General features: G+C 72.2%; 18 protein-coding genes and 1 pseudogene. 11 read left to right on the top strand and 8 right to left on the bottom strand.

Going from position 1 to position 22,030, the window contains the following annotated elements:
- Window positions 1-2: 2 nt before the first annotated feature.
- From ABEA15_RS00835 to ABEA15_RS00845, 3 genes are read right to left on the bottom strand one after another with little or no spacing between them, the layout of a single operon-like run.
- Complete coding sequence (locus ABEA15_RS00835; RefSeq protein WP_345555008.1) at window positions 3-1,175, bottom strand: hypothetical protein; 1,173 nt, start codon at window positions 1,173-1,175, stop codon at window positions 3-5.
- Window positions 1,172-2,431: a glucarate dehydratase family protein gene (locus tag ABEA15_RS00840; RefSeq protein WP_345555009.1), complete on the bottom strand. Its 1,260-nt coding sequence runs from the start codon at window positions 2,429-2,431 to the stop codon at window positions 1,172-1,174. The genes ABEA15_RS00835 and ABEA15_RS00840 overlap by 4 nt, the downstream gene beginning before the upstream one ends.
- Window positions 2,432-2,433: 2 nt before the next feature.
- Window positions 2,434-3,339, bottom strand: a complete 906-nt coding sequence (locus ABEA15_RS00845) for a 5-dehydro-4-deoxyglucarate dehydratase (RefSeq protein WP_345555010.1) — start codon at window positions 3,337-3,339, stop codon at window positions 2,434-2,436.
- A gap of 122 nt (window positions 3,340-3,461) precedes the next feature.
- Between ABEA15_RS00845 and ABEA15_RS00850 the strand changes: the two genes are divergently transcribed.
- The 6 genes from ABEA15_RS00850 (at window position 3,462) to ABEA15_RS00875 (ending at window position 10,069) form a co-directional block, all read left to right on the top strand.
- Complete coding sequence (locus ABEA15_RS00850; RefSeq protein WP_344140093.1) at window positions 3,462-4,199, top strand: IclR family transcriptional regulator; 738 nt, start codon at window positions 3,462-3,464, stop codon at window positions 4,197-4,199.
- 22 nt (window positions 4,200-4,221) lie between these two features.
- The gene (locus ABEA15_RS00855) at window positions 4,222-5,046 is read left to right on the top strand and encodes an NAD-dependent epimerase/dehydratase family protein (RefSeq protein ID WP_345555011.1); all 825 of its coding nucleotides are present in this window, start codon (window positions 4,222-4,224) and stop codon (window positions 5,044-5,046) included.
- A 405-nt stretch (window positions 5,047-5,451) separates the two neighbouring features.
- Window positions 5,452-6,747: an extracellular solute-binding protein gene (locus ABEA15_RS00860; RefSeq protein WP_345555012.1), complete on the top strand. Its 1,296-nt coding sequence runs from the start codon at window positions 5,452-5,454 to the stop codon at window positions 6,745-6,747.
- Between the two features lie 72 nt (window positions 6,748-6,819).
- Window positions 6,820-7,707 carry a carbohydrate ABC transporter permease gene (locus ABEA15_RS00865; RefSeq protein ID WP_344140086.1) on the top strand — a complete coding sequence of 296 codons (888 nt, stop codon included), beginning with the start codon at window positions 6,820-6,822 and terminating at the stop codon, window positions 7,705-7,707.
- A 3-nt stretch (window positions 7,708-7,710) separates the two neighbouring features.
- On the top strand, window positions 7,711-8,595 hold the full coding sequence (locus tag ABEA15_RS00870) for a carbohydrate ABC transporter permease (RefSeq protein WP_344140084.1): 885 nt from the start codon (window positions 7,711-7,713) through the stop codon (window positions 8,593-8,595).
- A 70-nt stretch (window positions 8,596-8,665) separates the two neighbouring features.
- Complete coding sequence (locus ABEA15_RS00875) at window positions 8,666-10,069, top strand: glycoside hydrolase family 5 protein (protein ID WP_344140082.1); 1,404 nt, start codon at window positions 8,666-8,668, stop codon at window positions 10,067-10,069.
- 178 nt (window positions 10,070-10,247) lie between these two features.
- Here ABEA15_RS00875 and ABEA15_RS00880 read toward each other — a convergent pair whose 3' ends face one another.
- Together ABEA15_RS00880 and ABEA15_RS00885 are read right to left on the bottom strand one after the other, a co-directional pair.
- Window positions 10,248-11,930, bottom strand: coding sequence for a tannase/feruloyl esterase family alpha/beta hydrolase (locus tag ABEA15_RS00880; protein ID WP_345555013.1), 1,683 nt, complete (start codon window positions 11,928-11,930; stop codon window positions 10,248-10,250).
- Window positions 11,931-11,940: 10 nt separating this feature from the next.
- On the bottom strand, window positions 11,941-13,827 hold the full coding sequence (locus ABEA15_RS00885; protein WP_345555014.1) for a sodium:solute symporter family protein: 1,887 nt from the start codon (window positions 13,825-13,827) through the stop codon (window positions 11,941-11,943).
- A 160-nt stretch (window positions 13,828-13,987) separates the two neighbouring features.
- Between ABEA15_RS00885 and ABEA15_RS00890 the strand changes: the two genes are divergently transcribed.
- Window positions 13,988-14,674, top strand: a complete 687-nt coding sequence (locus tag ABEA15_RS00890; protein ID WP_344140074.1) for a TetR-type transcription factor C-terminal domain-containing protein — start codon at window positions 13,988-13,990, stop codon at window positions 14,672-14,674.
- A 336-nt stretch (window positions 14,675-15,010) separates the two neighbouring features.
- Here the strand turns inward: ABEA15_RS00890 and ABEA15_RS00895 are convergent, their stop codons facing one another.
- Complete coding sequence (locus tag ABEA15_RS00895; protein ID WP_345555015.1) at window positions 15,011-15,748, bottom strand: SDR family oxidoreductase; 738 nt, start codon at window positions 15,746-15,748, stop codon at window positions 15,011-15,013.
- A gap of 778 nt (window positions 15,749-16,526) precedes the next feature.
- Between ABEA15_RS00895 and ABEA15_RS00900 the strand changes: the two are divergent.
- Together ABEA15_RS00900 and ABEA15_RS00905 are read left to right on the top strand one after the other, a co-directional pair.
- Window positions 16,527-16,727, top strand: a pseudogene (locus ABEA15_RS00900) (MerR family transcriptional regulator); the annotation flags it as partial.
- Window positions 16,728-17,610: 883 nt separating this feature from the next.
- A complete protein-coding gene (locus tag ABEA15_RS00905; RefSeq protein ID WP_345555016.1) occupies window positions 17,611-18,465 on the top strand; it encodes an SDR family oxidoreductase in 855 nt (284 codons plus the stop codon).
- Between the two features lie 328 nt (window positions 18,466-18,793).
- On the opposite strand, the gene ABEA15_RS00910 is transcribed toward ABEA15_RS00905, so the two are convergent.
- Window positions 18,794-19,120 carry a hypothetical protein gene (locus tag ABEA15_RS00910; RefSeq protein WP_345555017.1) on the bottom strand — a complete coding sequence of 109 codons (327 nt, stop codon included), beginning with the start codon at window positions 19,118-19,120 and terminating at the stop codon, window positions 18,794-18,796.
- 258 nt (window positions 19,121-19,378) lie between these two features.
- Between ABEA15_RS00910 and ABEA15_RS00915 the strand changes: the two genes are divergently transcribed.
- Both ABEA15_RS00915 and ABEA15_RS00920 read left to right on the top strand, forming a co-directional pair.
- Window positions 19,379-19,921, top strand: a complete 543-nt coding sequence (locus ABEA15_RS00915; RefSeq protein WP_345555018.1) for a flavodoxin — start codon at window positions 19,379-19,381, stop codon at window positions 19,919-19,921.
- Between the two features lie 379 nt (window positions 19,922-20,300).
- Entirely contained in the window at window positions 20,301-21,245 is a 945-nt protein-coding gene (locus tag ABEA15_RS00920; protein WP_345555019.1) for an endonuclease/exonuclease/phosphatase family protein, read from the top strand.
- Window positions 21,246-21,599: 354 nt separating this feature from the next.
- Here the strand turns inward: ABEA15_RS00920 and ABEA15_RS00925 are convergent, their stop codons facing one another.
- Entirely contained in the window at window positions 21,600-22,004 is a 405-nt protein-coding gene (locus tag ABEA15_RS00925; RefSeq protein ID WP_345555020.1) for a TraR/DksA family transcriptional regulator, read from the bottom strand.
- Window positions 22,005-22,030: the final 26 nt, after the last annotated feature.

The following is a 22,030-nucleotide window of genomic DNA, read 5'->3' on the forward strand; positions in this document are numbered from 1 at the left end:
GGCTATCGACCCCCTGCGGGTGCGGCGCGTTCGGCGAGGGCGCGGCGGATCTGCGCCAGGCGGCGGGCCGAGGCCAGGCCGCCGTGGTAGACGTGGAACTCCGTGGCGCCCGCGTCGGCGTACAGGTCCAGGCGCCGCTCCAGGTCGGCCGGGTCGGCCGGCCGCGGCGGCAGCGCGAGCACGTAGGCACCCACGTCCGCGTCCGCGGGCCGCGCCTGGGCGGCCAGCCCGGCCAGCCCGGCGGCGGCCTCCTCGTCGGGGGTCCAGCAGGTGCCCACGAGGCAGTCGGCGGCGGGGCCGCCCGGGTCGTCGGCGACGGTGGCGAACGGCCCGGTCGCCCACGCGTCGGCGGAGGCGTGGACGGCGACGCGGATTCCCGGACGCAGTTCGCGGGCCCGCCCCAGCAGCAGCGAGCGCAGCTCGGCGGCGAGCCCGGTGCGCACCCGGCGCACGGGGGCGGCGAGCGGTCCGAGCGCCTCCTCCACCGAGGGCGGGGGCTCGGCGGCGTCGACCCCGGCGCGGACCCGGCGGACCAGGTCGGCCGGATCGACGCCGGCGTCGCGGTAGCGCCGGTCGCAGGCCGCGCAGCAGCACAGCGACAGCAGGTCGAGCTGGACCGGGGTGTACTCCGCTCCCTCGGTCTTCTCGTGGTGGCCGCCGTGGCGGACGCCGAGCGGGCCGCAGGCCTCCAGGATGAGGCCGTCGGGTTCGCCGAGGGCGACCACCTCGGCGACGAGCCGCGCGCAGTAGTCGCGGACCTCGGCGGATGCGGGGCACAGGGCGTACTCGTAGTGCTCGCCGAAGGCGTTGCGCACGGTCAGGTCCGGGTGGGCCGCGCCGAGGAGCGAGTTGTGGGTCAGCACGACCCACGCGGGCACGGCCAGGCCGGCGGCGCGCAGGGCCGTGCGCGCCGCCGCGAAGGAGTCGTCCCCGGCGACCCAGTCCGGGCGGCCGGGCACGAGCCTGCTGCCCTGCCACGCATCGGGCGTGACGGGCACGTAGCAGGCGGCGTGCCGGGCGTGGACGAACCGGTGGCCGGGATGGCGGGGGGTGGCGGCACGGGCGGTGTGGTAGGAGGCGGCGACCGCGACGGACCCGGCACCGAGTCCGGCCAGGCGGTCGGGTGCGCCGGGATCGCCGACCACGTCCCAGGGGTAGGCGTAGACGGTATTCACCAGAACCTCGTCTTCGGCTGGTAGTCGGGCTGGAAGCGCCGCATGTAGGTGGTGTCGTCGCGCCGGGTGATCCCGCAGCGCAGGTACTGCTCGTGCATGGCCGCCAGCGCGTCGCGGTCCAGGTCCACGCCCAGCCCCGGCGCCTCGGGGACGGCGACCGCGCCGCCGCTGAAGCGCAGCGCGCCGGCGGCGACCACGTCCTGCCCGTTCTGCCAGGGCGTGTGGGTGTCGCACGCGTGGTTGACGTTCGGCACGGCGGCGGCCAGGTGGGTCATGGCGGCCAGGCTGATGCCGAGGTGGGAGTTGGAGTGCATGGACAGCTCGATGCCAAAGGTCTGGCACAGCGCGGCCATCTGGGTGGAGCGCCGCAGGCCGCCCCAGTAGTGGTGGTCGATGAGCAGGACGCCGATCGCGCCCTGGGCGACGGCCGGGGGCAGGTGGTCGGGGGTGACCACGCACATGTTGGTGGCCAGGGGCATGGGTGAGCGGGACGCGACCTCGGCCATGCCGTCGATACCGGAGGTAGGGTCCTCCAGGTACTCCAGCACCCCGGCGAGCTCGGCGGCGACGCGCACCGAGGTCTGCGGGGTCCACGCCGCGTTGGGGTCCAGCCGCAGCGGCATGCCGGGAAACGCCTCGGCGAGGGCGCGGACCGCCGCGACCTCCTCGTCCGGAGGGAACACGCCGCCCTTGAGCTTGATGGAGCCGAACCCGTAGTCGGCGACCAGGCGCCGCGCCTGGGCGACGATCCCGCCGGGGTCGAGGGCCGCACCGAAGGGGTCCTCCGGGGCCCCCGGGTGGGCGGCCCACTTGTAGAACAGGTAGGCGCTGTAGGGCACGGCCGAACGCACCGGTCCGCCCAGCAGGTCGACCACGGGCCGGCCGGCCGCCTTGCCCTGGATGTCCAGGCAGGCGACCTCGAAGGGGGAGAACACGCCGTCGGCGGTCTTCTGGTTGCTGCCCGCACCGGTGAGGCCGTGCTGGTGGGTGACGACCGCGGAGCCCACGCATTCGGCGACCAGGGTGCCGACGCGGTGGAGGTCGTAGGGGTCGGTGCCCAGGAGCGCGTCGGCGGCGGCCCGCACCATCGCCAGGTGCGCCTCGTCGCCGTAGGTCTCGCCGAGTCCGGTGAGGCCGTCGTCGGTGGCGACCTCCACGACGCCCCGCAGCGCCCACGGCTCGTGCACGCCGGTGGCGTTGAGCAGCGGCGGGTCGTGGAAGGCCACCGGAGTCACGGTGATGCCACTGATGCGCACGGTCACCCCCTGACCAGTCGCAGGCCGTCGTCGATGATGCGCTGCAGGACGTCCAGATGCTCGGGGCCGGGGTCGGTCAGCGGCGCGCGGACGGGGCCGACCGCGCGGCCCCGCAGCCGGGCCCCGGCCTTGACCAGGGACACCGCATAGCCGGGGACGCGGTCGCGCAGTTCGGCGAACGGGCGGTAGAAGCCGGAGAGCAGCCGCTGCACCGCCGCCTGGTCGTCGTTGCGCAGAGCCGTGTGGAACGCTCCGGCGACCTCGGGGACGAAGGCGAAGGCGGCCGAGGAGTACAGGTCGAAGCCGACCGCCCGGTAGGCGGGGGCGGAGAGTTCCGCCGTCGGCAGGCCGTTGAACAACAGGAACTCGTCGCCGACGGCCTCGCGCACCTCCAGCACGATCCGCTGCGCGTGCTCGATGTCGCCCAGGCCGTCCTTGAAGCCCGCGACGAACGGCTCCTTGGCCAGGCGCGCGACGCCTTCGGGTGAGAAGCGCGCATTGTTGCGCTGGTAGATGACCACCGGCAGCGGGGAGGCCGCGGCGACCTGGCGGACATAGGACTCCAGCCCCCCTCCCGGCCCCTGCACCAGGTAGGGCGGCATCACCAGCAGGCCGTCGGCCCCGGCCTCGGCGGCGGCCCGGGCGCAGGCCCGGGCGTGGGGGAGCGGGCCGCCGGCGCCGCTGAGCACCGGCACGCGCCCGGCCGCCGCCTGCACGGCGGCACCGACGAGCCGCCGGTACTCGGCGAGGTCCAGGGCGTGGAACTCGCCGGTCCCGCACGCAGCGAAGACGCCGCCTGCACCGGCGTCGACGCCGTCGGCGACGTGGTCGGCGAGCACCTCGGGCGCCAGGTCGCCCGCCGGGTCGAATGGCGTGACCGGGAAGAACAGTAGGCCGTCTAACTGCATCTCATCTCAATTCACATATATGAATGAAAATCTCCCTTGTAAAAGATGGCTAGAAATGTAAAATTTTCGATATCCGGTGTCAAGGGGGCGTAACGGGTGATCCTGCGACGAAGGGCCACGTCATGACGGTGAAATCCGCTGACCGGACACTCGAGGTCCTGGAGGTGCTGGCGAGATCGGCCACGCCGCTGTCGCTCGCCGAGCTGCACGACGAGCTCGGCTATCCCAAGTCCAGCCTGTACGTGCTGCTGCAGACCATGGTGGAGCGGCGGTGGGTCGAGACGGACGCGCGCGGATCGCTCTACCGGGTGGGCGTGCGCGCCCTGCTGGCCGGTACCTCCTACCTCGACCGCGACCCGGTGGTCCGCGCCGCCGCGCCGATCCTCGAAGAGGTGCGCAGCGAGGTCAACGAGACCGTGCACCTGGCGCGGCTCGACGGCGGCAGCATCGTCTACCTGGCCAGCCGCGAGTCGCGGCACCAGCTGCGCACGGTCTCCCGCGTCGGGCGGCGGCTGCCGGCCTACGCCACCGCGCTGGGGCGGGCGATCCTCTCCCAGCGCCCGGACGGCGCGGACCTGGTCCCCGAACACCCGGAGGCGCTCAGTCCGCGCGGCCTGACCGACCGCCGGGCGATCCTCGCCGAGCTGGACGAGTTCCGCCGGATGCACTACTCGAAGGAGTCCGAGCAGACCAACCTCGGCCTGGGCTGCCGAGCGGTGGTGCTGACCTACAACGACCCGGTGACCGACGCGCTGAGCTGCTCGGTTCCGCTGGCGCGGCTGGACGAGGACCACAGCCGGCACATCGTGGACACCCTCATCGACGCCTCCCGCCGCATCTCCGAGCTGCTCACCCGCTGACCCCGTCTGGAAGGGACTGCCCATGACCGAGCGGATTCTCATCACCGGCGCGGCCGGAGGACTCGCGAGCCTGATGCGCCCCCGGCTCGCCCGGCCCGGACGCGAGCTGCGGCTGCTCGACGTCGCGACTCCGGCCGACCCCGCTCCCCACGAGGAGGTCGTCACCGCCAGCGTCACCGACGCGGCGGCGGTGGCCGAGGCGATGCGCGACGTCTCCGCGGTGATCCACCTGGGTGGCCACAGCCTGGAGGGTCCGTGGGAGGACATCCTCGACGTCAACGTCCACGGCAGCTACGTCGTCCTGGAGCAGGCGCGCCTGGCCGGGGTCCCGCGGGTGGTCCTGGCCAGCTCCAACCACGCCGTGGGCTTCCACCCCCGCGTGCCCGAGGTGCCCGACTACGCCTTCCCCCGCCCCGACACCTTCTACGGCGTGAGCAAGGTGGCCCTGGAGGCACTCGGCAGCCTCTACCACGACAGCTTCGGCATGGACGTGATCGCCGTGCGCATCGGCACGTGCTTCGAGAAGCCGACCAACGCGCGCATGCTCGACCACTGGATGTCGCCCGACGACGGTGCACGCCTGTTCGAGGCGTGCCTCAACGCCCCCTCGCCCGGGTTCCGCGTCGTCTGGGGCGTCTCGGACAACACCCGGCGGTGGACCTCGCTGGAGGCCGCCCGGGCGCTGGGCTACGAGCCGCAGGACGACTCGGAGGCCTACGCCGAGACGATCCGGGCCGCCGAGGGCGAGCGCGACCCGGACCGCCCGCCGCACAACCAGATCGGCGGCCACTGGCGGCTCGCCGCCGCCGACCCCCGAAACCGCACTCCCCGCATCGACCGGACCTAGCCCGGGCGCCCGCTCATCGGCGACGCTCGCAAGCTCCCCGGCGAGATGTGCTGAACCCGCTGCGGCGCCGACCCCGCCGAGGTCGGCGCCGCAGCGGTGTCCGGTGCCCGCGCTCAGCGCGGCCGCCGCCGCGCGCGCCGACCGCCGCGCTCCGGTGGTCGGCTCCCCGGCCGCTCCCGAGGGGACGGGCGGGCCGTGCCGGGGCCCGGCCCTGGGGGTCCGTGTCGCGGCGACCGGTGACGGGGACCACACCAACCCCTTGACCCCCGCTCCGGCTGCGAATTAGTTTACTTCCAGTACAAATTAGGTGCGTCACAGGTCGATGGCTTTGCGTCGTCGGCCGCACCGTCGCCCTCATCCACCCATCGGCGGAGCGATGCCCTCACACGAGCACGAAGGACACACATGGCCAGGGAACTCTCCCGCCGTCGCCTGCTCTCCGCGGGATCGGCGGCCTCACTCGCCCTGCTGCTTCCCGGATGCGGGTTCGGCATCGGCAGTTCTCGGCTGAGCGCAGGAGCCGCGATCTGGGACATCTCCACCGGCAGTGAGCAGAAGCTGCTCGAAGACGTGGTGAGGAGGTTCAACCGCCGCGCCGACGGCGCGCCCGTGGCCGCCCAGTTCTTCCAGAACGACCCCTACAAGAACCGTTTGCGGACGTCGATGATCTCCGGAACGCCGCCCGAGGTGTTCTACAACTGGGGCGGCGGCCAGCTCAAGGCCTTCGTCGACGCCGGAGAGGCCGCGGCGATCCCCCCGTCGGTCGCCACCGACCGCTACTTCCCGTCGGTGATGGAGGCGGTGACCTTCGACGGGCGCGTCTACAGCGTCCCCAAGTCGGGCACCGCGCCGAAGGTCTTCTTCTACAACAAGGACCTCTTCGCCGAGCACGGCCTCAGCCCGCCGGAGAGCTGGAGCGATTTGCTGGAGGTCGTCGGCGTCCTCTCCGGCGCGGGCCTGACCCCGATCTCCCTCGCGGGCCAGAACCTGTGGACGAACATGATGTACCTGGAGTACCTCGTCAACCGCGTGGGCGGGCGCGAGCCCTTCAGGGCCGTCGTGGCCGGCGAGTCCGGCGCGTGGTCGCACCCGGCCTTCCGGCAGGCGGTCGCCATGATCCAGGAGCTCGTCGACGCCGGCGCCTTCCCGGACGGGTTCGCGGCCCTGGACGCCGACACCAACCAGGACACCCAGCTCGTGTACTCGGGGCAGGCGGGCATGCTGCTCCAAGGCGCGTGGAACTACCAGCGCTTCGTCACCGACGCCCCGGACTTCGCCGGCGACAGCCTGGGCTGGTTCCCCTTCCCCGCCGTCGAGGGCGCCGGCGGCGACGCCGGCGCCGTGGCCGGAAACCTCACCAACTTCTACGCACTGAGCAGCGCCTCCCGCAACCGCGACCGGGCTGTCGCGTTCCTGGAGGAGGCGGTCATGAACGAGTACATGGTCGACCGGTTGATCGACCTGGGACTGGCGCCGCCGGTCGAGGGCATCGAGGACCGGCTGGCCCGAAGCGACCGCTCCGAATGGCTGCTGTTCATCTACCGGTTGGTGCGGGGCGCCTCCTACTTCGACCTGTCCTGGGACCAGGCACTGCCACCCGAGGTGGCCCAGGAACTGCTGACCAACCTCGGCCGCGTGTTCGCGCGGAGCATCACCCCCGATCAGTTCGCACAGAACATGAACCGCATCCCGAAGCGCTGAGCACGCTCGCCCCCGCGCCCGCGTACAGCGGGCCACCCACGCCGCCTCCCGCCCCCGACACAGGGGAGACTCGTGTCTGAACCACGTGATCGGAAAGCGCCGCTGCTGCTGATGCCGGCGCTGCTGTTCTTCTCCGTCTTCGCCCTCGGGCCGCTGGTCGCGGCCGTGTGCCTGAGCTTCCTGCAGTGGAACGGGATCACCCCGCCGCAGTGGATCGGGCTGGATAACTGGGCCCGGGCGCTCACCGACCCGCTGACCCTGGACTCCCTACGGCTGACCCTGCTGGTGATCGTCCTGTCCTGGCTGCTGCAGACCCCGGCCAGCATCCTGCTGGGGGTCTTCCTGGCCGGCTACCAGCGCTACCGCGCCCTCCTGGGGATCGCCTACTTCCTGCCGCTGCTGTTCTCGGCCGTGGCCGTCGGCCTCATCTGGCAGGCGATCCTCAGCCCCCAGGGCGCGCTGAACTCCCTGCTGCGCTCGGTGGGCGCCGACGCCCTCGCCCAGCCCTGGCTGGGCGACCCCGGCACGGCGATCTACGCGGTCATCATCGTGATCGCCTGGCAGTTCATCCCGTTGCACACGCTGCTCTACCAGGCGGCGGTGCGTCAGATCCCGCAGCAGCTCTACGAGGCCGCGCGCATCGACGGCGCGGGCACGCTCCGGCAGTTCTTCTCCATCACCCTGCCGCAGCTCAAGTACACCCTCATCACCTCGTCGATCCTCATCGTCAACGGATCGATCACCTACTTCGACATCTTCTTCATCCTCACCGGCGGGGGCCCCGAGAACTCCACCCGGATCCTGCCGCTGCACATGTACATCACCGCTTTCCAGGAGACCCGGATCGGCTACGGCAGTGCGATCGCGGTCCTGCTGGTCGCGCTCGGGCTCGTCCTGTCCCTCGCGCTGCTGCGGATCTCGGGGTACTCGCGCATGGAGAGCCAGGCAGAGGGAGCGTGAGCCTTGGCAGGCACACACGGCGGTACCGCCGACCCGTCCGACGCCCGCGCCCGGCGGGCCGCCGGGCACCGACCGCGGCGGTCCTTCCCGCTGGTTCCGCTGATGGGGCTCGTCTGGTTCGCGGCGGCGTTCTACCCCGTCTACTACATGTTCATCAGCAGCCTGCGGGAGCAGGGCGACTACCTCGAAGGCAGCCCGTGGCTCCCGCCGCTGGACCCGGTCGTGGGCAACTACACGGAGGTCCTGCGCAGCGGGCTCGCGCTCTACTTCCTCAACAGCCTGTTCGTGGTCACCCTGTCGGTCGGCCTGATCGTCTTCGTCAGCTTCCTGGCCGCCTACGTGATCGCGCGCATCAGCAGCCGGGCCGTCCGCGCGGTCTTCACCACCTTCCTGATGGGGCTGGCGATCCCGCTGCAGGCGGCGATCATCCCCGTGTACCTGCTGATCGTGGAGCTGGGGCTGTACGACACCCTCTACGCCCTCATCCCGCCCCAGGTGGCGTTCGGCATCCCGCTGACGGTGCTGATCCTGGTGAACTTCATCCGCGACATCCCCAACGACCTCTTCGACGCGATGAGGATCGACGGCGGGGGGCACCGCCGGGCCCTGCGCACCCTCGTGCTCCCGCTCTCGCGGCCGGCCCTGGTCACCGTCGTCATCTACAACGCGCTGCAGGCGTGGAACAACTTCCTGTTCCCGCTGGTGCTGACACAGAGCGCGAACGTGCGGACGATCCCGCTGGCCCTGCAGCAGTTCCAAGGCCAGTACGGCGTCGACGTCCCCGGCCTGATGGCCGCGGTGCTCCTGTCCACGCTGCCGATCGTGGTGCTCTACATCGTCGCCCGCCGGCAGCTCCTGGGAGGTCTGACCGCCGGCTTCGGAAGGTGATTCGAACGGGTCGGCGCGCAGCGGGTGACCACGCCCGCGGCGGCCGGCCCACGGTTGAGAGGAGTCAGGTTTGACTGGCGACGCCCTGCTGTCCGTCCGCGGCTCGACGCTCGTGGACCGCAACGGCACCACTGTCGTCCTGCGCGGATTCGGCCTCGGCGGGTGGATGAACATGGAGAACTTCATCACCGGCTACCCGGCGAACGAGGAGGCGCACCGCCGCTCCGTCCGGCGGGTGCTGGGGGAGCGGCAGTACCACCTGTTCTTCGACCGGTTCCTGGAGTACTTCTTCACCGAGGAGGACGCGCGCTACATCGCCTCTCTGGGGCTCAACCTCGTCCGGCTGCCGATCAACTACCGGCACTTCGAGGACGACATGCGCCCCTTCGAGATCGACGAGTCGGGGTTCCACCACCTGGACCGGGTCGTCGACCTGTGCGCACGCCACGGCATCTACACGATCATCGACCTGCACGCGCTGCCCGGCTGCCAGAACCAGCACTGGCACTCCGACAACCCCACCCACCGCGCCCTGCTCTGGGAGCACAGGCACTTCCAGGACCGCGCGGTGCACCTGTGGGAGGCCATCGCCCGCCGCTACCGCAACAACCCGTGGGTGGCGGGCTACAACCCGATCAACGAGCCGGCGGATCCGAGCGAAGAGATGATCATGCCGTTCTACGCGCGGCTCTACGAGGCGATCCGCGCCCACGACCCCGACCACGTGATCTTCCTGGAAGGCAACCGCTACTCCCAGGACTTCCACATCTTCGGTGAGCCCTGGGAGAACGTGGTCTACACCAACCACGACTACGCGCTTCCCGGTTTCGTCGACGGAGGCCCCTACCCGGGGGTGAGCCGCGGCACCTACGTCGACCGCGACGTGCTGGAGGAGACCTTCCGGCGGCGCAGCGCCTACATGCTGTCGCGCGGCCTGCACGTATGGGTGGGCGAGTTCGGCCCCGTCTACACCGGCGACCCCGAGGCCGACGCGATGCGCTACCGGGTGCTCCGCGACCAGCTGGAGATCTACCAGCGCTACGGGGCCAGCTGGGCCGTCTGGCTCTACAAGGACATCGGCCTGCAGGGGGTGGCCTACGCCGCGCCCGACTCCCCGTGGATGCGCCGGGTCGAGCCGATGCTGCGCAAGAAGGCGCGGCTGGGCGCCGACTCCTGGGGCGGAACGGAGGAGGGCATCACCGAGGTCATGCAACCGATCCGGGACCTGTTCGCGCGGGAGTTCCCCGACTACGCGCCGTTCCCGTTCGGGGCCTCGCGCGACATCCAGCAGCTCGTGCGGCACATCCTGCTCTCGGAGCCGATGGTGGAGGAGTTCGCCGAGCTCTTCCGCGGGGTCACCGACGAGGAGATCGACACGCTGATGCGTTCCTTCCTGTTCGAGAACTGCCGCATCCGCACACCGCTGGCCGACGTCCTGGCCGAGCACTCCGGTACCGCCGCGCACGGAAGGTGAGCCGCGGCCCGCGCCCGGGTCGGCCCTGAAGGCGGCCGACCCGGGGCCTCACGCGTCGGGGTCTGCGGGCCAACCGCCGGCGGCTAGCCGGCACCGCGCCCGCAGACCCCGCACGCTGCGGCGGGCTATGCCGACGCCGGCGGCGGAGCGGCGTCCCGAAGCCGCCCCGCCGCCGGCGTCACCGCGTGCACACGAAGCTGTCGGCGCTGGCGGGGTCACCCGAGCGGTAGCGCGGCCACAGGGGGTACTCGCACAGGGGCCGGGACCTGCCGTCGCCGCCGGCGGTGACGACGGGATCGGTGGGCGGCCGGCGGTTCTCGACCCACTGCTCGAGAGCGGTGACCGAGTCCCAGGCGGCGGCGAAGGCGGGATCGCCGACGTTGGCGTGGTTCGCACCCGGCACGAGGTAGTAGCGCATGAACCTCTTCGTCTTCCGCGGCCCTACCGTGGCGACCACCCGCTCGTAGTAGTCGTTCGTCGACCGGTGGGAGACGAGCTCGTCCGCCGCACCGTGGATCAGCAGCAGTCTGCCGCCCGCGCGCCGGAACGGCCGCAGGTCCGCGTCGTTGAGGTCCTGCAGAGCCGAGAGGCGGCTGATCCGCTCCCGCCACTTCCCCGGGTGGCGCGGGTCGACGGACAGTGCGCTGCGGCCGGGATCGCGGGTCAGGAAGTACTTGACCCACTGGTCCCAGTACTGCATCCCGTAGCCGCTGGTCAGCGGCATGGGGTCCGCGGGAGCGGCGGTGCCGAACCCCAGCAGCGGTGTCCTCATGTCCGCGCCCGACAGGAACGGAAAGCCCGGATAGCTGCGCTCGCCGCTGGCGATCTCGTAGGGCCAGGCCCACTCCGAGGAGATGGCGCGCACCGAACCGATCTGGCGGTCGGAGAGGCACGCCGTTCCGGTGTCCTCGCCGCCCGGGCACCGCAGCTCGCGGGGATCGAAGTCGCAGGCCCGCACGTTCGAGACGATCCCGTCCTCCAGGCCGTCGAGGCCGTCGCAGGCCCCGACGGCGCTGTCGTAGAGCAGGCCCTGCTTCTCGGGCCCGGGGAAGGCGTCGGGTTCCGCCAGAAGCTGCGTCGCGTAGCCGAGGTAGAGCGCCTCCGCCAGGTTGTTCCATGCCGGATAGGCCGAGATGACGCCGTCGAAGGCCCTGGGCCACCGCTGGACCGCGGCCAGCGCCTCGCGGCCCCCCGTCGATCCGCCGGCGAAGTACGCGTGCTTCGGTTCGGCGCGGCGGCTCTGCCGGATCAGGAACAGAGCCGCGTCGTGGGTCTTCTTGAGCGCATCGCCGGTCGCGAAGTTCCGCAGCGCCTCGTCGTTCACGGCGAAGGAGCCGTCCAGTGACGGAACCGGGTGCATCGCCGGATCCGCCTGGTGCCCCGAGTCGCCGGCGTAGGTCGCATACCCGCGGGCCAGCGGGGTCGGCTCGTCCGCCGGCCCGAAGGGCACACCCGCTGTGACGTCGGGGACGGTGCCGTTGTAGCCGCCGCCTCCGAACATCATCGTCTTGCGGTTCCATTCCACCGGTACGGCGATGCGCATCCCGATGTCCGGGGCCGAGGTGTCGACAGGGTGGAGCGCGGCGTCGATACGGCAGTAGCTCACGCTCTCGCGGCCGACGGCCTCCGTCACCGCCGAAGCGGCGGTGACGCTGCCGCCCCGTGTGGGCAGGCTGATGGCGGAGGCGGGGATCTCCCGGCCTTCGAGCTCCGCGCACTGCGGGCGCTTCCCCTGCGGCGCAGCGTCCTCGGCGGCGGCCGGCCGGGCGGCCGCCGCGGTGCACAGGATGACGGCGGCGACCGCAAGCACCAGGCCGGTGCGCGCCGTGCCCGGTCCAGAGGTCTGGGTCCCCGGTCTCATGGCAGGCCCCCTACTCGCCGGCGCGCGTCGTCTGCGCGGATTCGCGGCCCGGACTCTCTTCGAGGTCGTGGCGGAGCCACGTGCGGTAGAGGGTCGTGTAGAGGAGCGGCGCCACCACCGCGGTCACCGGCCAGATCACGTAGAGGAAGACCGCCGTGGAGGTGGGTAGGCCGCCGAGGGTGCCCTCGCCGCCCAGCGCCGCGTGGGAGGCGGCGAACAGTGCCGCGAGTGCGGCGCCGAAGACCGCCACCTGGCCGACCATGGACGGCGACCAGAGGTCGCGCCTGTTGAGCGAGCCCATCAGCATGAACACCGTCGCCAGCACGGGGACGGCGTAGTAGACCAGGTACCACTGGTCCAAGAGCATTCCGGCGGTCGCGGCCGCGATGGTGGCGAAGGTGGCGGCGACCAGGGAGTCGACGCGGCCCAGGCCCGCCGGGCGGTCGCCGGCCAGCTCGACGAACCTCTCCGACGACGTCCGGGAGGGCGCCGCTACCGAGACGGCGACGAAGAGGAGGATTCCGAGGCAGACGACCGCTCCGCCGGACAGCAGGTACGCCGGCAGGGTGACCACGCCCTCGGCTGTCAGCACGGTCAGCGCGAGGTTGGCGACGATGCCGAAGACGACCGCTGCGGTGGTCGCCGTCGCCGTGGCGCGGCGCCAGTACAGGCCCAGGACCAGCGGCCCGAAGATGGCGGCCGCGAACGCCGCCCAGCCGATGGCGCCGAGGATGAAGACCACCTGGGAGAGGTAGAGCGCGAAGACCAGCGAACACGCGACGACGAGTGCACTGGCCACGCGCGCCCAGAGGAGTTCCCTGCGGACGCGGATACCCAGCGCCCCGGTGACGTCGCGCATCAGGGCCGACGCTCCGACGGCGATGAAGGAGTTGGCGCTGGACATGATCGCGGCGAGCAGTCCGGCGAGCACGAATCCCGCGAACGTCGGAGAGACCATGTTGTCCAGGAACCAGGTGGCGGTGTTGTCGATGTTGTCCAGTTCGGGTGCCCGCCCGGCCATGGTCAGTCCGCGCGTCGCCAGCCCGACGCCGAGGGCGAAGAGGGTCGTCACGGCGTATGCCACTCCCGCGACCAGGGCGCCCCACTTCAGCTCGGTGGGCGAGCGCAGCATCAGGAACTTGGTGATCAGCTGCGGCTGTGCCGCGGCGCCGAGGACGGCCAGGATCACGAAGGCCCAGATCCACGTCAGCGGCTGGGTCGCGTCGATGCGCAGGAACGAGACGTCCTGGGCCGCGATGCTTTCGAGCATCGCCCCCCAGCCGCCGAGGGTGCTGGTGGCGACGAAGAAGACGCCGATGGACGTGGCCACCATGAGCAGGCCCTGGATGAAGTCCGTCCAGGCGCCGGCGAGCATCCCGCCGACGATCGTGTAGAGGGCGACCACGAGCGAGCCGATCAGGGCGCCGGTGGTCGTCGAGGTGTCGAAGATCAGGGCGACGATCACGCCGATGGCGGTCACCTGGGCGGTCATGTAGGCGACCGCTCCGATGAACATGGCGACCGACATGGCCAGATGCGCCGAGCGGCCGGGGTACCTGAGTCGGATGACGTCGGGAATCGAGTAGACGTCGTGCTCCCGGGCCAGCCGGTACAGCCGGCTTCCGAGCAGGAACCAGGACAGGGCGAAGGCCAGCGGCACGAAGAGCGCCGCCGCGACGATCGCCTGCAGGCCCCAGGCGTAGGTGTTGGCGGTGTGGCCGATCATGCCGAAACCGCTCTGGATGGAGGCGAACGTACCGACCGCCATCACCAGGAAGCCCAGTGTCTGGCCCGCGACCAGGAAGTCCCTCGACGACTTCACCTTCGACCTCGCCCAGTAGCCGATACCGAGCATGAGCGCGAAGTAGATCAGGATGAACACGATCGCTGAGTTCATGTGAACCTCAATCCTCCTAGAGCCCGACCTCCCCCGTGCAGGCATGTCATACTACGCAGTATTATGTGTCCCAGGACACAATAGTCAACCATTCGCCAGTGTGGGCACTCTCAGCGGTAAAGGCGGTGGGGGCCACCGCCGGCCGCGAGGAGGGGGACCGTTGAGCATCAGCGCTCACGACACCGGGGCCGTTGGAAGGACGCCGGAGGCCAGGCACCGCATCCTGGACGCGGGCGCCGAAGCCTTCATGCGTCGGGGCTTCTCCAGCGCCACGCTCGATGACATCGCCGATCAGGTCGGAGCCACCAAAGGGCTGATCTACTACCACTTCCGGTCGAAGTTCGACGTGTTCCTGGCCGTCTACGAAGAGGGGATGCGGCGGGTCCGCGAACGCGTCGAGCCCCATGCGGCGAGCGGCGGCAGCGGGCGCGAGCGACTCGCGGCGATGTCCCGCGCCCATCTCCTCAACCTCATGACGGACCTCGCGTACCACCACGTGGTCCACCAGGGCGTACGCGCTCAAGACTCCTCGGAGCTGAAGATCCGCCAGCGCGACGCGCTGAGCGCCCTCAACGGGCTCAGGCGCGACTACGAGCACATGTTCCGCCGGGTCGTGGCCGAGGGCATGGCGGACGGCTCGCTTCGCCAGGTCGACGTCTCGCTGGCCGCCCGGACCCTGCTGAGCAGCCTGAACGCCGTCGACATGTGGTACCGGAAGATCGAGGACCAGCCCGCCGAAGAGGTGGAGGAACTGGCCGGCCACATCGTCGACCTGCTCGTCGGAGGCCTGTCCGCCGCACCCGGAACCCGGGGGGCGCCCCGGTCGGATGCCTCTGACCGGCGGTGACGCCGACCGCCGCCGTCTGTCCGGCCGGTCGCGGGTGCCCGATCCGAGCCCGGCGCCGCGCGTCCACGTCGACCAGCCCGACTTCGCCGTTCGGGCCATCCGGCGGGTCACCGACCGGGCCGCCGCCTGACAGGCCGCCCCGCCCGGGCCCGGCCCCCACCGCCTGCACGCGGCGGATCCGGTCGGTCATCTCCGAGACCTCGTCGGAGCCGTCGCCCGCGGGGTGGATGTGAACCCGGTCGGCCGCTCGCCCCTGGGCAGCGCCTCGGTCCGGGCGATCTCGTCGGAGACCGTGCCGGTTTCCGCGGGCGGCCGCGCAGGAGACGAGCCGGGGCCTCAGGCGAGCCCGCCGTTCACGTAGACGACCTGGCCGTTGACCCAGCGGGCCGGGCCGGCGAGGAACGCGACCGCCTCGGCGACGTCGTCGGGCGTGCCCAGGCGCTCGAGCGGGGCGGCCTTGGCGAGCTCGTCGACGGTCTGCTGGTCCTTGCCGTCAAGGAAGAGCGGAGTGGCGGTGGGACCGGGGGCGACGGCGTTGGCGGTGATGTCCCTCCCGCGCAGCTCGCGGGCCAGGACCAGGGTCATGCTCTCGACCGCGGCCTTGGAGGCGACGTAGCCGCCGTAGGTCGGGAACCGCGTACGGGTCACGGTCGTGGAGAAGTTGATCAGCGCGCCGCCCGCCCGGAGCCGGTTGGCCGCGAGCTGGGAGACGACGAAGGTGCCGCGGATGTTGGTCCGGTGCATGCGGTCGAGGTCGGCCAGGTCGAGGGTCGCGATCGGCGAGAGCAGCATGATCCCGGCGGTGTTGACGACGACGTCGAGGCCGCCCCACTCCTCCTCGATCGTGTCGAACCCGGCCGCCATCGCGGCCTCGTCGGCGACGTCGCCGCCGACCGTGATCGCCTGTCCTCCGGTACCGCGGACCTTCGCCGCCAGCTCCTCGGCGCGAGAAGCGTTGCCGGAGTAGTGGACCGCGACGGCGAAGCCGTCCTGGACGAGGCGCTCGACGACACTGCTGCCGATGCCGCCGGAGCCGCCGGTGACGAGAGCGACGCGCGCGGTGGTGCTGGTCATGGGGTGCTCCACTCGGCTGAGATTCGTGATGTGGACTGTCCGTCCATATAACCATGATATGGACGAGAAGTCCATATATCCCGCCCTGCGTCCTGCGGTGGCGCGAAGGCCGATGGGTCGACGGGTGCGCAGGGCGTGGGTTGGATCGTGTCCGGCTGCCCGGGCCGCCGGTTCCGCCGGCCGCCTGTGATACGCCCGGCGCCCCGGCGCCCGCTTGCCCCGGCCGGGCGCTGCCCTGCACCGGCCGGGGCAAGCGTGTCGTGGTCTTCCCTTGCAACAACCGAAAAACTGTTGCGGCCGGAGTAGACATGCGCCGGGGAGGGTGCTAATTTTCCTGCTGTGGCCGAGAAACCGGGCCGCAAACGGCCGCCGGCAGACATCGGCGGAGCAGGTCGGCCCGACCGGCGCACACGTGCGGCACGGCGCCGGGGGCCGGTAGGACCGCAGTAGGCGAATAGCGCAAGCGCAGGATCGCAACAGCAGTAGTGAAGCAGGAGTTGTCGAAGCAGTTGCCGTTGTGAGGACGACGAGAGGAGCGGATGCCATCAGGATCGCCCGCGCGAGGAACGTCGCCGCGCGGGTACCGCAGGACCCTGGTTCGAAAGAGGTGGTCCACGGTCAGACAACCGCGATCCCCGCATTCCCGGCGCCGCAGGCGCGGGAATCGGCAGGCCGGTCCCGCTGGGGCCGGTGCGTAGATGGTGTTGAACTCTCGGGCCCCGGCGCCGCAGTGGCGCCGGGGCCCTCGGTGTGCCCGCGGAGACGTAGACGGTGTGCGGTGACCGGTTCCGACGCCGCTGGTTGCCTTGATGACGACGGCTCTCCCGCCTACACGAGGGGGCGGGCGGCGGAGGTGGCGGGCACCACGCCGGCGTTCCCGCGCGCGCCGGGTTCGGGCGGGCTGATCGAACCGCTGCGTTCGGCGGGAGGGCACCGGCGCTTCTCGCGCTATCGGGTGCGGACCGCGGCGCGCGCCCGGATCCGACCCGACCCGTAGGGCTGGTACTGGGGCCGCAGGCCCCCGCTGTCGCGGGTGCTCCACGCCGCGCGGCCTTCGCCCTGATGGGCGCCTGCGCTTCGCCAACGCGCAGGTCCCGCATCGACGCCCGCGGCGTACGCACCGCGCCCGCCGGGGATGAGCAGTCGGCGCGTACAGCCGGTGCCGAGACCGCCGAGACCGCCGAGCCGGAGGCGCCCGCCTGCCCCGCAACCGGCGCCCGACCCGGATCCGACATCGAAGGCCGGCCGCGGCTGCAGTGGCCGAAGCGGCGGTTGAGCCCGGACGGTCGTCGGCCGCAGCGGTCGGCGGCGCCTCGGTGAAGTAGGTGATTGTCACCGACGCGAACGCGGGTGCGTCTGCGCGATCGTCATGGCATGGCGACACGATCCCACGGCACGGCGGCTTACCGCCTCGCCCGCGGCTCGGTACCGGGTTCGCCCCGCACCCCCGGGCGCGGCCGTCGCCGCCGCCGGAACGCGGAACCCGCCACCCCTGACGATGACGACTCGATGAGCGATGAACCGCCTTCGCCGCTGTGCCCGCCCGGCCGGGCGGGCACAGCGGCGAAGGCGGCGATCGGCGGCGGCCCGGGGCTCGTCTCCGTCAACGCCGCACAGCAGTTGGGCGGCGCGGTCGGGCTCGCCGCCCTCGCCGGATCGCCGTCGGCGCCGCGGGGACGCACGCGGGCGCGGACATCTCGTCACGACCGCGTTCCTCGGCGCGCTCGCCTGCATCGCCATCGCTTTGTCGCTCGCCCGCCCAGACCCGCGGCCGGCCTCCGGCCGCACGGACGCGCGCTGACCCCGGGACAGGCCCCGCCGAGAACCACGCCTCGGCGACACGACGGAAGGAACACCCGACGATGAACGCCCCTACTGTGCTCGTGACCGGTGCGACCGGAACCATCGGATCGACCCTGGTCCCCGAGCTGCAAGCCCGCGGCGCCGACGTCCGCGCCATGATCCGCGATCCCGACCGCCCCGTTCCCGGCGCCGAGAACGTCGTCGCCGACCTGCGCAACCCGGAGTCGGTCACCGCCGCGCTGAAAGACGTCGACGCGGCCTTCCTCAACAGCCCGTCGGCAGAGGACGCCGCCGCGCTGCAGACCCGGTTCGCCGCGTTGGCGCGCGGCGCCGGCGTGCACCGGCTCGTGGTGCTCTCCCAGTACGCGGCGCGCCCCGACTCACCGGTGCGGTTTCTGCGCTGGCACGCCGAAGTCGAGGCATACGTGCAGCAGTTGGGCCTGGACCACACAGTGCTGCGCCCCAACCTCTACATGCAGGCGCTGCTCGCCTTCGCCGGGACCATCGCCCAGGGCCGGTTCGCCGCGCCCGTCGGCGGTGCCGCCGTCAGCGCCGTCGACACCAGGGACATCGCGGAGGCCGCGGCGACGGTGCTGACCGGCACGGGGCACACCGGCCGCACCTACACCCTGACCGGGCCCCGGGCCGTGACCCACGACCAGATCGCTCAGGCGCTGTCCACCGCCACCGGGCGCGACATCGCATTCCAGGACGCACCCGCCGACCACTTCGCCGCCGCACTGGAGGGCGTGCTCCCGCCGTGGCAGCTCGCCGGCCTGGTCGAGGACTACGCCCACTACGCCCGCGGGGAGGCCGCCGAGGTGCACACGTCGGTCGCCGACCTCACCGGGCACGCAGCACGCGACATCACCGACTTCGCCCACGACTACGCCGCCGCGTTCACACCGGAGTGACCCTCCCCGCGACCACCGATCGCCGACTTCTGTCCCTCCACCTCGCCTGTGAGGCGGTGGGAGGATGCCGGCAAGGGCTACTCCGGTCGGCTGGTGGTCGGCATGGACCTCGACCGGATCGGGATCGGAACCGCATGATCCGCGCCTCCTCCGGCGTCCGGAGTCCGGCGGGCGGCCGATTCCGCGGTCGCGGAGGACGACCACCGGACGGCGGTGCGGTCGCCCGGCGAGCGCCGGTCGCCGAAGCAGGGGAGCGGCGCCGCAGCCCCCGACCCGGCGTGCCGTCGCCCTCGCCGGTCGGGCGCACGGGGCGTTGACCGCGGCCGGTTCAGGTGAACCAGCGCCGTGCCTGCCCGGCCAGCACGCGCTCGAACCGCTCGGGGAAATGCGCGCCGGAACCGAGCGTGGCCTCGTCCCCGAGCTCGCGGAACAGCCGCTCGCGGACCCGCCGGGCGAGGTCGGGGTCGACGTCTCCGATCGACTGCCGCGTGGGCTCGTCGAGCTGGACCGGGCAGACGCGGACGCCGGGGCGCAGCGCGCGGCCGGGGATCGTGATCTCGCTCAGCAGCGGCCCCGCACACCGCGGCGAGGAACGCGGAACCCGCCGGCGCAGGGGCGCCCGGGGGCCCGGCACCGAGAACACGCGGAGGTCCATCGGGCCCGCGTCGGCGAGGCGCACCCGCCTGACGTGGGGATATGGGCCAATCTAGGACGGGACACCGGCGGGCCGACCAGGGCCGGCCGGCCCGGCCGCCTGAACCGGCTGCCGCGGGGAGGGGAACATGGCGCGACCCTTCGGCGATCGGGGAGCGCATCGGGCCCGCCGAGGACGGCTCCCAGCGCCTACTCCAGCCGTCCCGCGGCCTCTTCGGCGCCTGGAACCTCGCGCACCACACCCGAAAGGAAGCCGTCCATGGAACCGGCGGAGGCCTCAGCCACCCTGCTCGCCTACTTCTCCCGTGCCGGGGAGAACTACTGGTTCGGGCGTCGCAGAGATCTCGCGGTCGGCAACACCCAGCAGGTGGCCGACACCGTCGCCGCCCTGTCCGATGTGGAGGTGTTCCGCATCGAGGAGGCCGAGCCCTACCCGCACGACTTCGACACCACAGTGGCGCGAAGCCAGCGGGAGCAGGACCGTGATGCCCGCCCGCTGATAACGGGGAGCCTGCCCGATCCCGCCCGCTTCGACACGGTCCTGCTGGGATGCCCGGTCTGGAACAGCCGCGCCCCGATGATCATGCACACGTTCCTCGACGGTTTCGACCTGTCCGGCAAGACGATGCACCCGTTCGTGACCTATGCGATCGGCGAGGGCCGGGTCTTCGACGACTACGCGGACCTCTACGTCGGCCGGGCGGTCATCGGCGAGGGACTCGCCCTCCGCGGGGAGGAGGTCGCCGACGCGGAGCCGGATATCACCCGCTGGCTTTCCGGTACGGGCCTCATCGAGCCGTGACCGGCGCCGTTTCGCCCGTACCGGCCGTCGCAGCCACCCGGTAGGCGCAGGCGTGCCGTGAAGGCTGCGAACCTCCGCATATCGTCGGCGTAGCGAGATCCCCGGACGCATCGGCCGCACCGCGCCGCCGTGGCTTGCGAGACGACGCGAACTCCGCCATGGGCGCGAAGGACGCGGCCGAGCGCCGACCACCGACGACCCGAGGACGGACGCAGCAGTGACCGACAGTCGACGCGGACAGACGGAGACGCGCCCGGACACGGCGGAGGCCCGACAGGAACAGGCCGATCGCGGCGGGACCGGCTCGGACACCCGGCACGGGCGCCTCCGCAGGGCACTTCGCACCGCTACCCGGCCCGGGCCCTGGAAGCGCGGCCCGGTGCTCGCGGCGCTGGCGCTGCTGCTGAGCCTGCTCCTGCTGCTGCACGCGCAGATCCCCAATCGGCTCGCGGGCCTCGGCAGCCTCGTGGAGACCTTCCTGCCGTGGTTCGGCCTGTTCATCCCGGTGCTGCTGGCGGGGGCGCTGTGGCGCCGCTCCGCCGCGGCGGTGGCCGCGCTGCTGGTGCCGGCGCTGGTCTGGCTGAACCTCTTCGGCGGGCTGCTCGCCGACAAGTCCCACGCGGGCGGCGACATCACGGTGGTCAGCCACAACGTCGGCGCCGCCAACCCCGACCCGGCCGGCACCGCCCGCGACCTGGCCGCCACCGGGGCGGACCTGCTGGCGCTGGAGGAGATCACCGCACAGGCGCAGCCGGTGTACGAGAAGGAGCTGGCGGAGGCGTACCCCCACCACACGGTGCAGGGCACGGTCGGCCTCTGGAGCAAACTGCCGCTCGCCGACACCGCGCCGGTCGACATCAAGATGGACGCCGGGCCGCTGGCGGAGACCAAGCCGGACGAGGTCACGATGGGCTACACCCGGGCGCTGCGCGCCACGGTGACCACGGACCGGGGGCCGCTGGCGGTGTACGTGGCGCACCTGGGGTCCGTACGGGTTATGCCCAGGGGGGGATTCTGGACGGACTCGCGGGACAGGAACGCCGAGGCGCTCGCCAAGGCCGTCGCCGCCGAGCAGAACGAGCGGATGGTCGTGCTCGGCGACCTCAACGGCACCATGGACGACCGCGCGTTCGACGGCCTCACCGCGCGACTGCACTCGGCCCACGACGAGGCCGGGGCCGGGTTCGGCTTCAGCTGGCCGGCGGCGTTCCCGGTGGCGCGGATCGACCACATCCTCGTGCGCGGCGTGGAGGCGGAGAGCGCGCGGGTGCTGTCGACCACCGGCAGCGACCACCTGCCTGTGAAGGCCGCGCTCAGCTGGTGAAGCCGCGCCCCCGGTCAGCCGACGGCCTTCAGGCCGACGCCTCCGCCGCGTGCTCCGCGCGGCGGTGAATTCGACAACGCGCCGATCCGGGTGGCGTCGAGCCGCCAGACGGCGGGGTCCGGGCCGCGGACTCGGTGAGTGCGCGCTCGCCGGCGGGTTCGGTGCCCGGCACCGCGCCACCCGCGCGCCGGAGGTGGTGCCGTGCCCGGATCAGCCCGTGCTCAGCGCCGGTGGCCAGGGCGATGCTCCCGTTCGCCGGGAGAGCCCTGCCGTCGTTGCGGGGCGCGCAGCGCCCGCTCCGCCACGACCGACGAGCAGAGGACGCGGGGACGCCGGTGCGGGGAGCGCTGCCGATCACCTCCGGTGGCGGGTCTGCGCGGTGCCCGGGGACGCGCAGCCGATACACGTTCGGGCGGTGGGGCGCGCGCTGAGGCGCGCCGCGGCGATCGGACCTCCGCAGCCCTCGCACGTCCAGTACACGCCGTCGCGCAGCCGCTGGGCGGCCCGGTCGAGATCAGTGAGCTCGCCGCGCACGCGGTCCCGCATGGCCTGGAGCTGCTGGCGTTCGTAGGCGATCGTGGGTCCCTCGGGATCGTGCTCGTCGTCGTTGCCCGTCAACGCGGCCGCCTCGACGACGCCGTCCCACTGGCGCATCAGGGATTCGGCCAGTCCCTCCGCTTCGGCTCTGGCCTGGCGAATCCGCTCCGCTGCCGCGCGGTGGTCCGTTCCGGGGCGCTCGGGTTCGGCTGCTTCGTCCATGGTGCAGGCCACAACGCCGTCCGCGC

Source organism: Streptomonospora halophila, from assembly GCF_039542725.1.
Taxonomy (GTDB): Bacteria; Actinomycetota; Actinomycetes; order Streptosporangiales; family Streptosporangiaceae; genus Streptomonospora; species Streptomonospora halophila.

Excerpts from the sequence above, each read along its gene's own strand:
- ABEA15_RS00845 (WP_345555010.1), bottom strand. The coding sequence starts at position 3,339 with ATGCAGTTAGACGGCCTACTGTTCTTCCCGGTCACGCCATTCGACCCG.
- ABEA15_RS00850 (WP_344140093.1), top strand. The coding sequence starts at position 3,462 with ATGACGGTGAAATCCGCTGACCGGACACTCGAGGTCCTGGAGGTGCTG.
- ABEA15_RS00855 (WP_345555011.1), top strand. The coding sequence starts at position 4,222 with ATGACCGAGCGGATTCTCATCACCGGCGCGGCCGGAGGACTCGCGAGC.
- ABEA15_RS00860 (WP_345555012.1), top strand. The coding sequence starts at position 5,452 with ATGGCCAGGGAACTCTCCCGCCGTCGCCTGCTCTCCGCGGGATCGGCG.
- ABEA15_RS00880 (WP_345555013.1), bottom strand. The coding sequence starts at position 11,930 with ATGAGACCGGGGACCCAGACCTCTGGACCGGGCACGGCGCGCACCGGC.
- ABEA15_RS00885 (WP_345555014.1), bottom strand. The coding sequence starts at position 13,827 with ATGAACTCAGCGATCGTGTTCATCCTGATCTACTTCGCGCTCATGCTC.
- ABEA15_RS00895 (WP_345555015.1), bottom strand. The coding sequence starts at position 15,748 with ATGACCAGCACCACCGCGCGCGTCGCTCTCGTCACCGGCGGCTCCGGC.
- ABEA15_RS00905 (WP_345555016.1), top strand. The coding sequence starts at position 17,611 with ATGAACGCCCCTACTGTGCTCGTGACCGGTGCGACCGGAACCATCGGA.
- ABEA15_RS00910 (WP_345555017.1), bottom strand. The coding sequence starts at position 19,120 with ATGGACCTCCGCGTGTTCTCGGTGCCGGGCCCCCGGGCGCCCCTGCGC.
- ABEA15_RS00915 (WP_345555018.1), top strand. The coding sequence starts at position 19,379 with ATGGAACCGGCGGAGGCCTCAGCCACCCTGCTCGCCTACTTCTCCCGT.
- ABEA15_RS00925 (WP_345555020.1), bottom strand. The coding sequence starts at position 22,004 with ATGGACGAAGCAGCCGAACCCGAGCGCCCCGGAACGGACCACCGCGCG.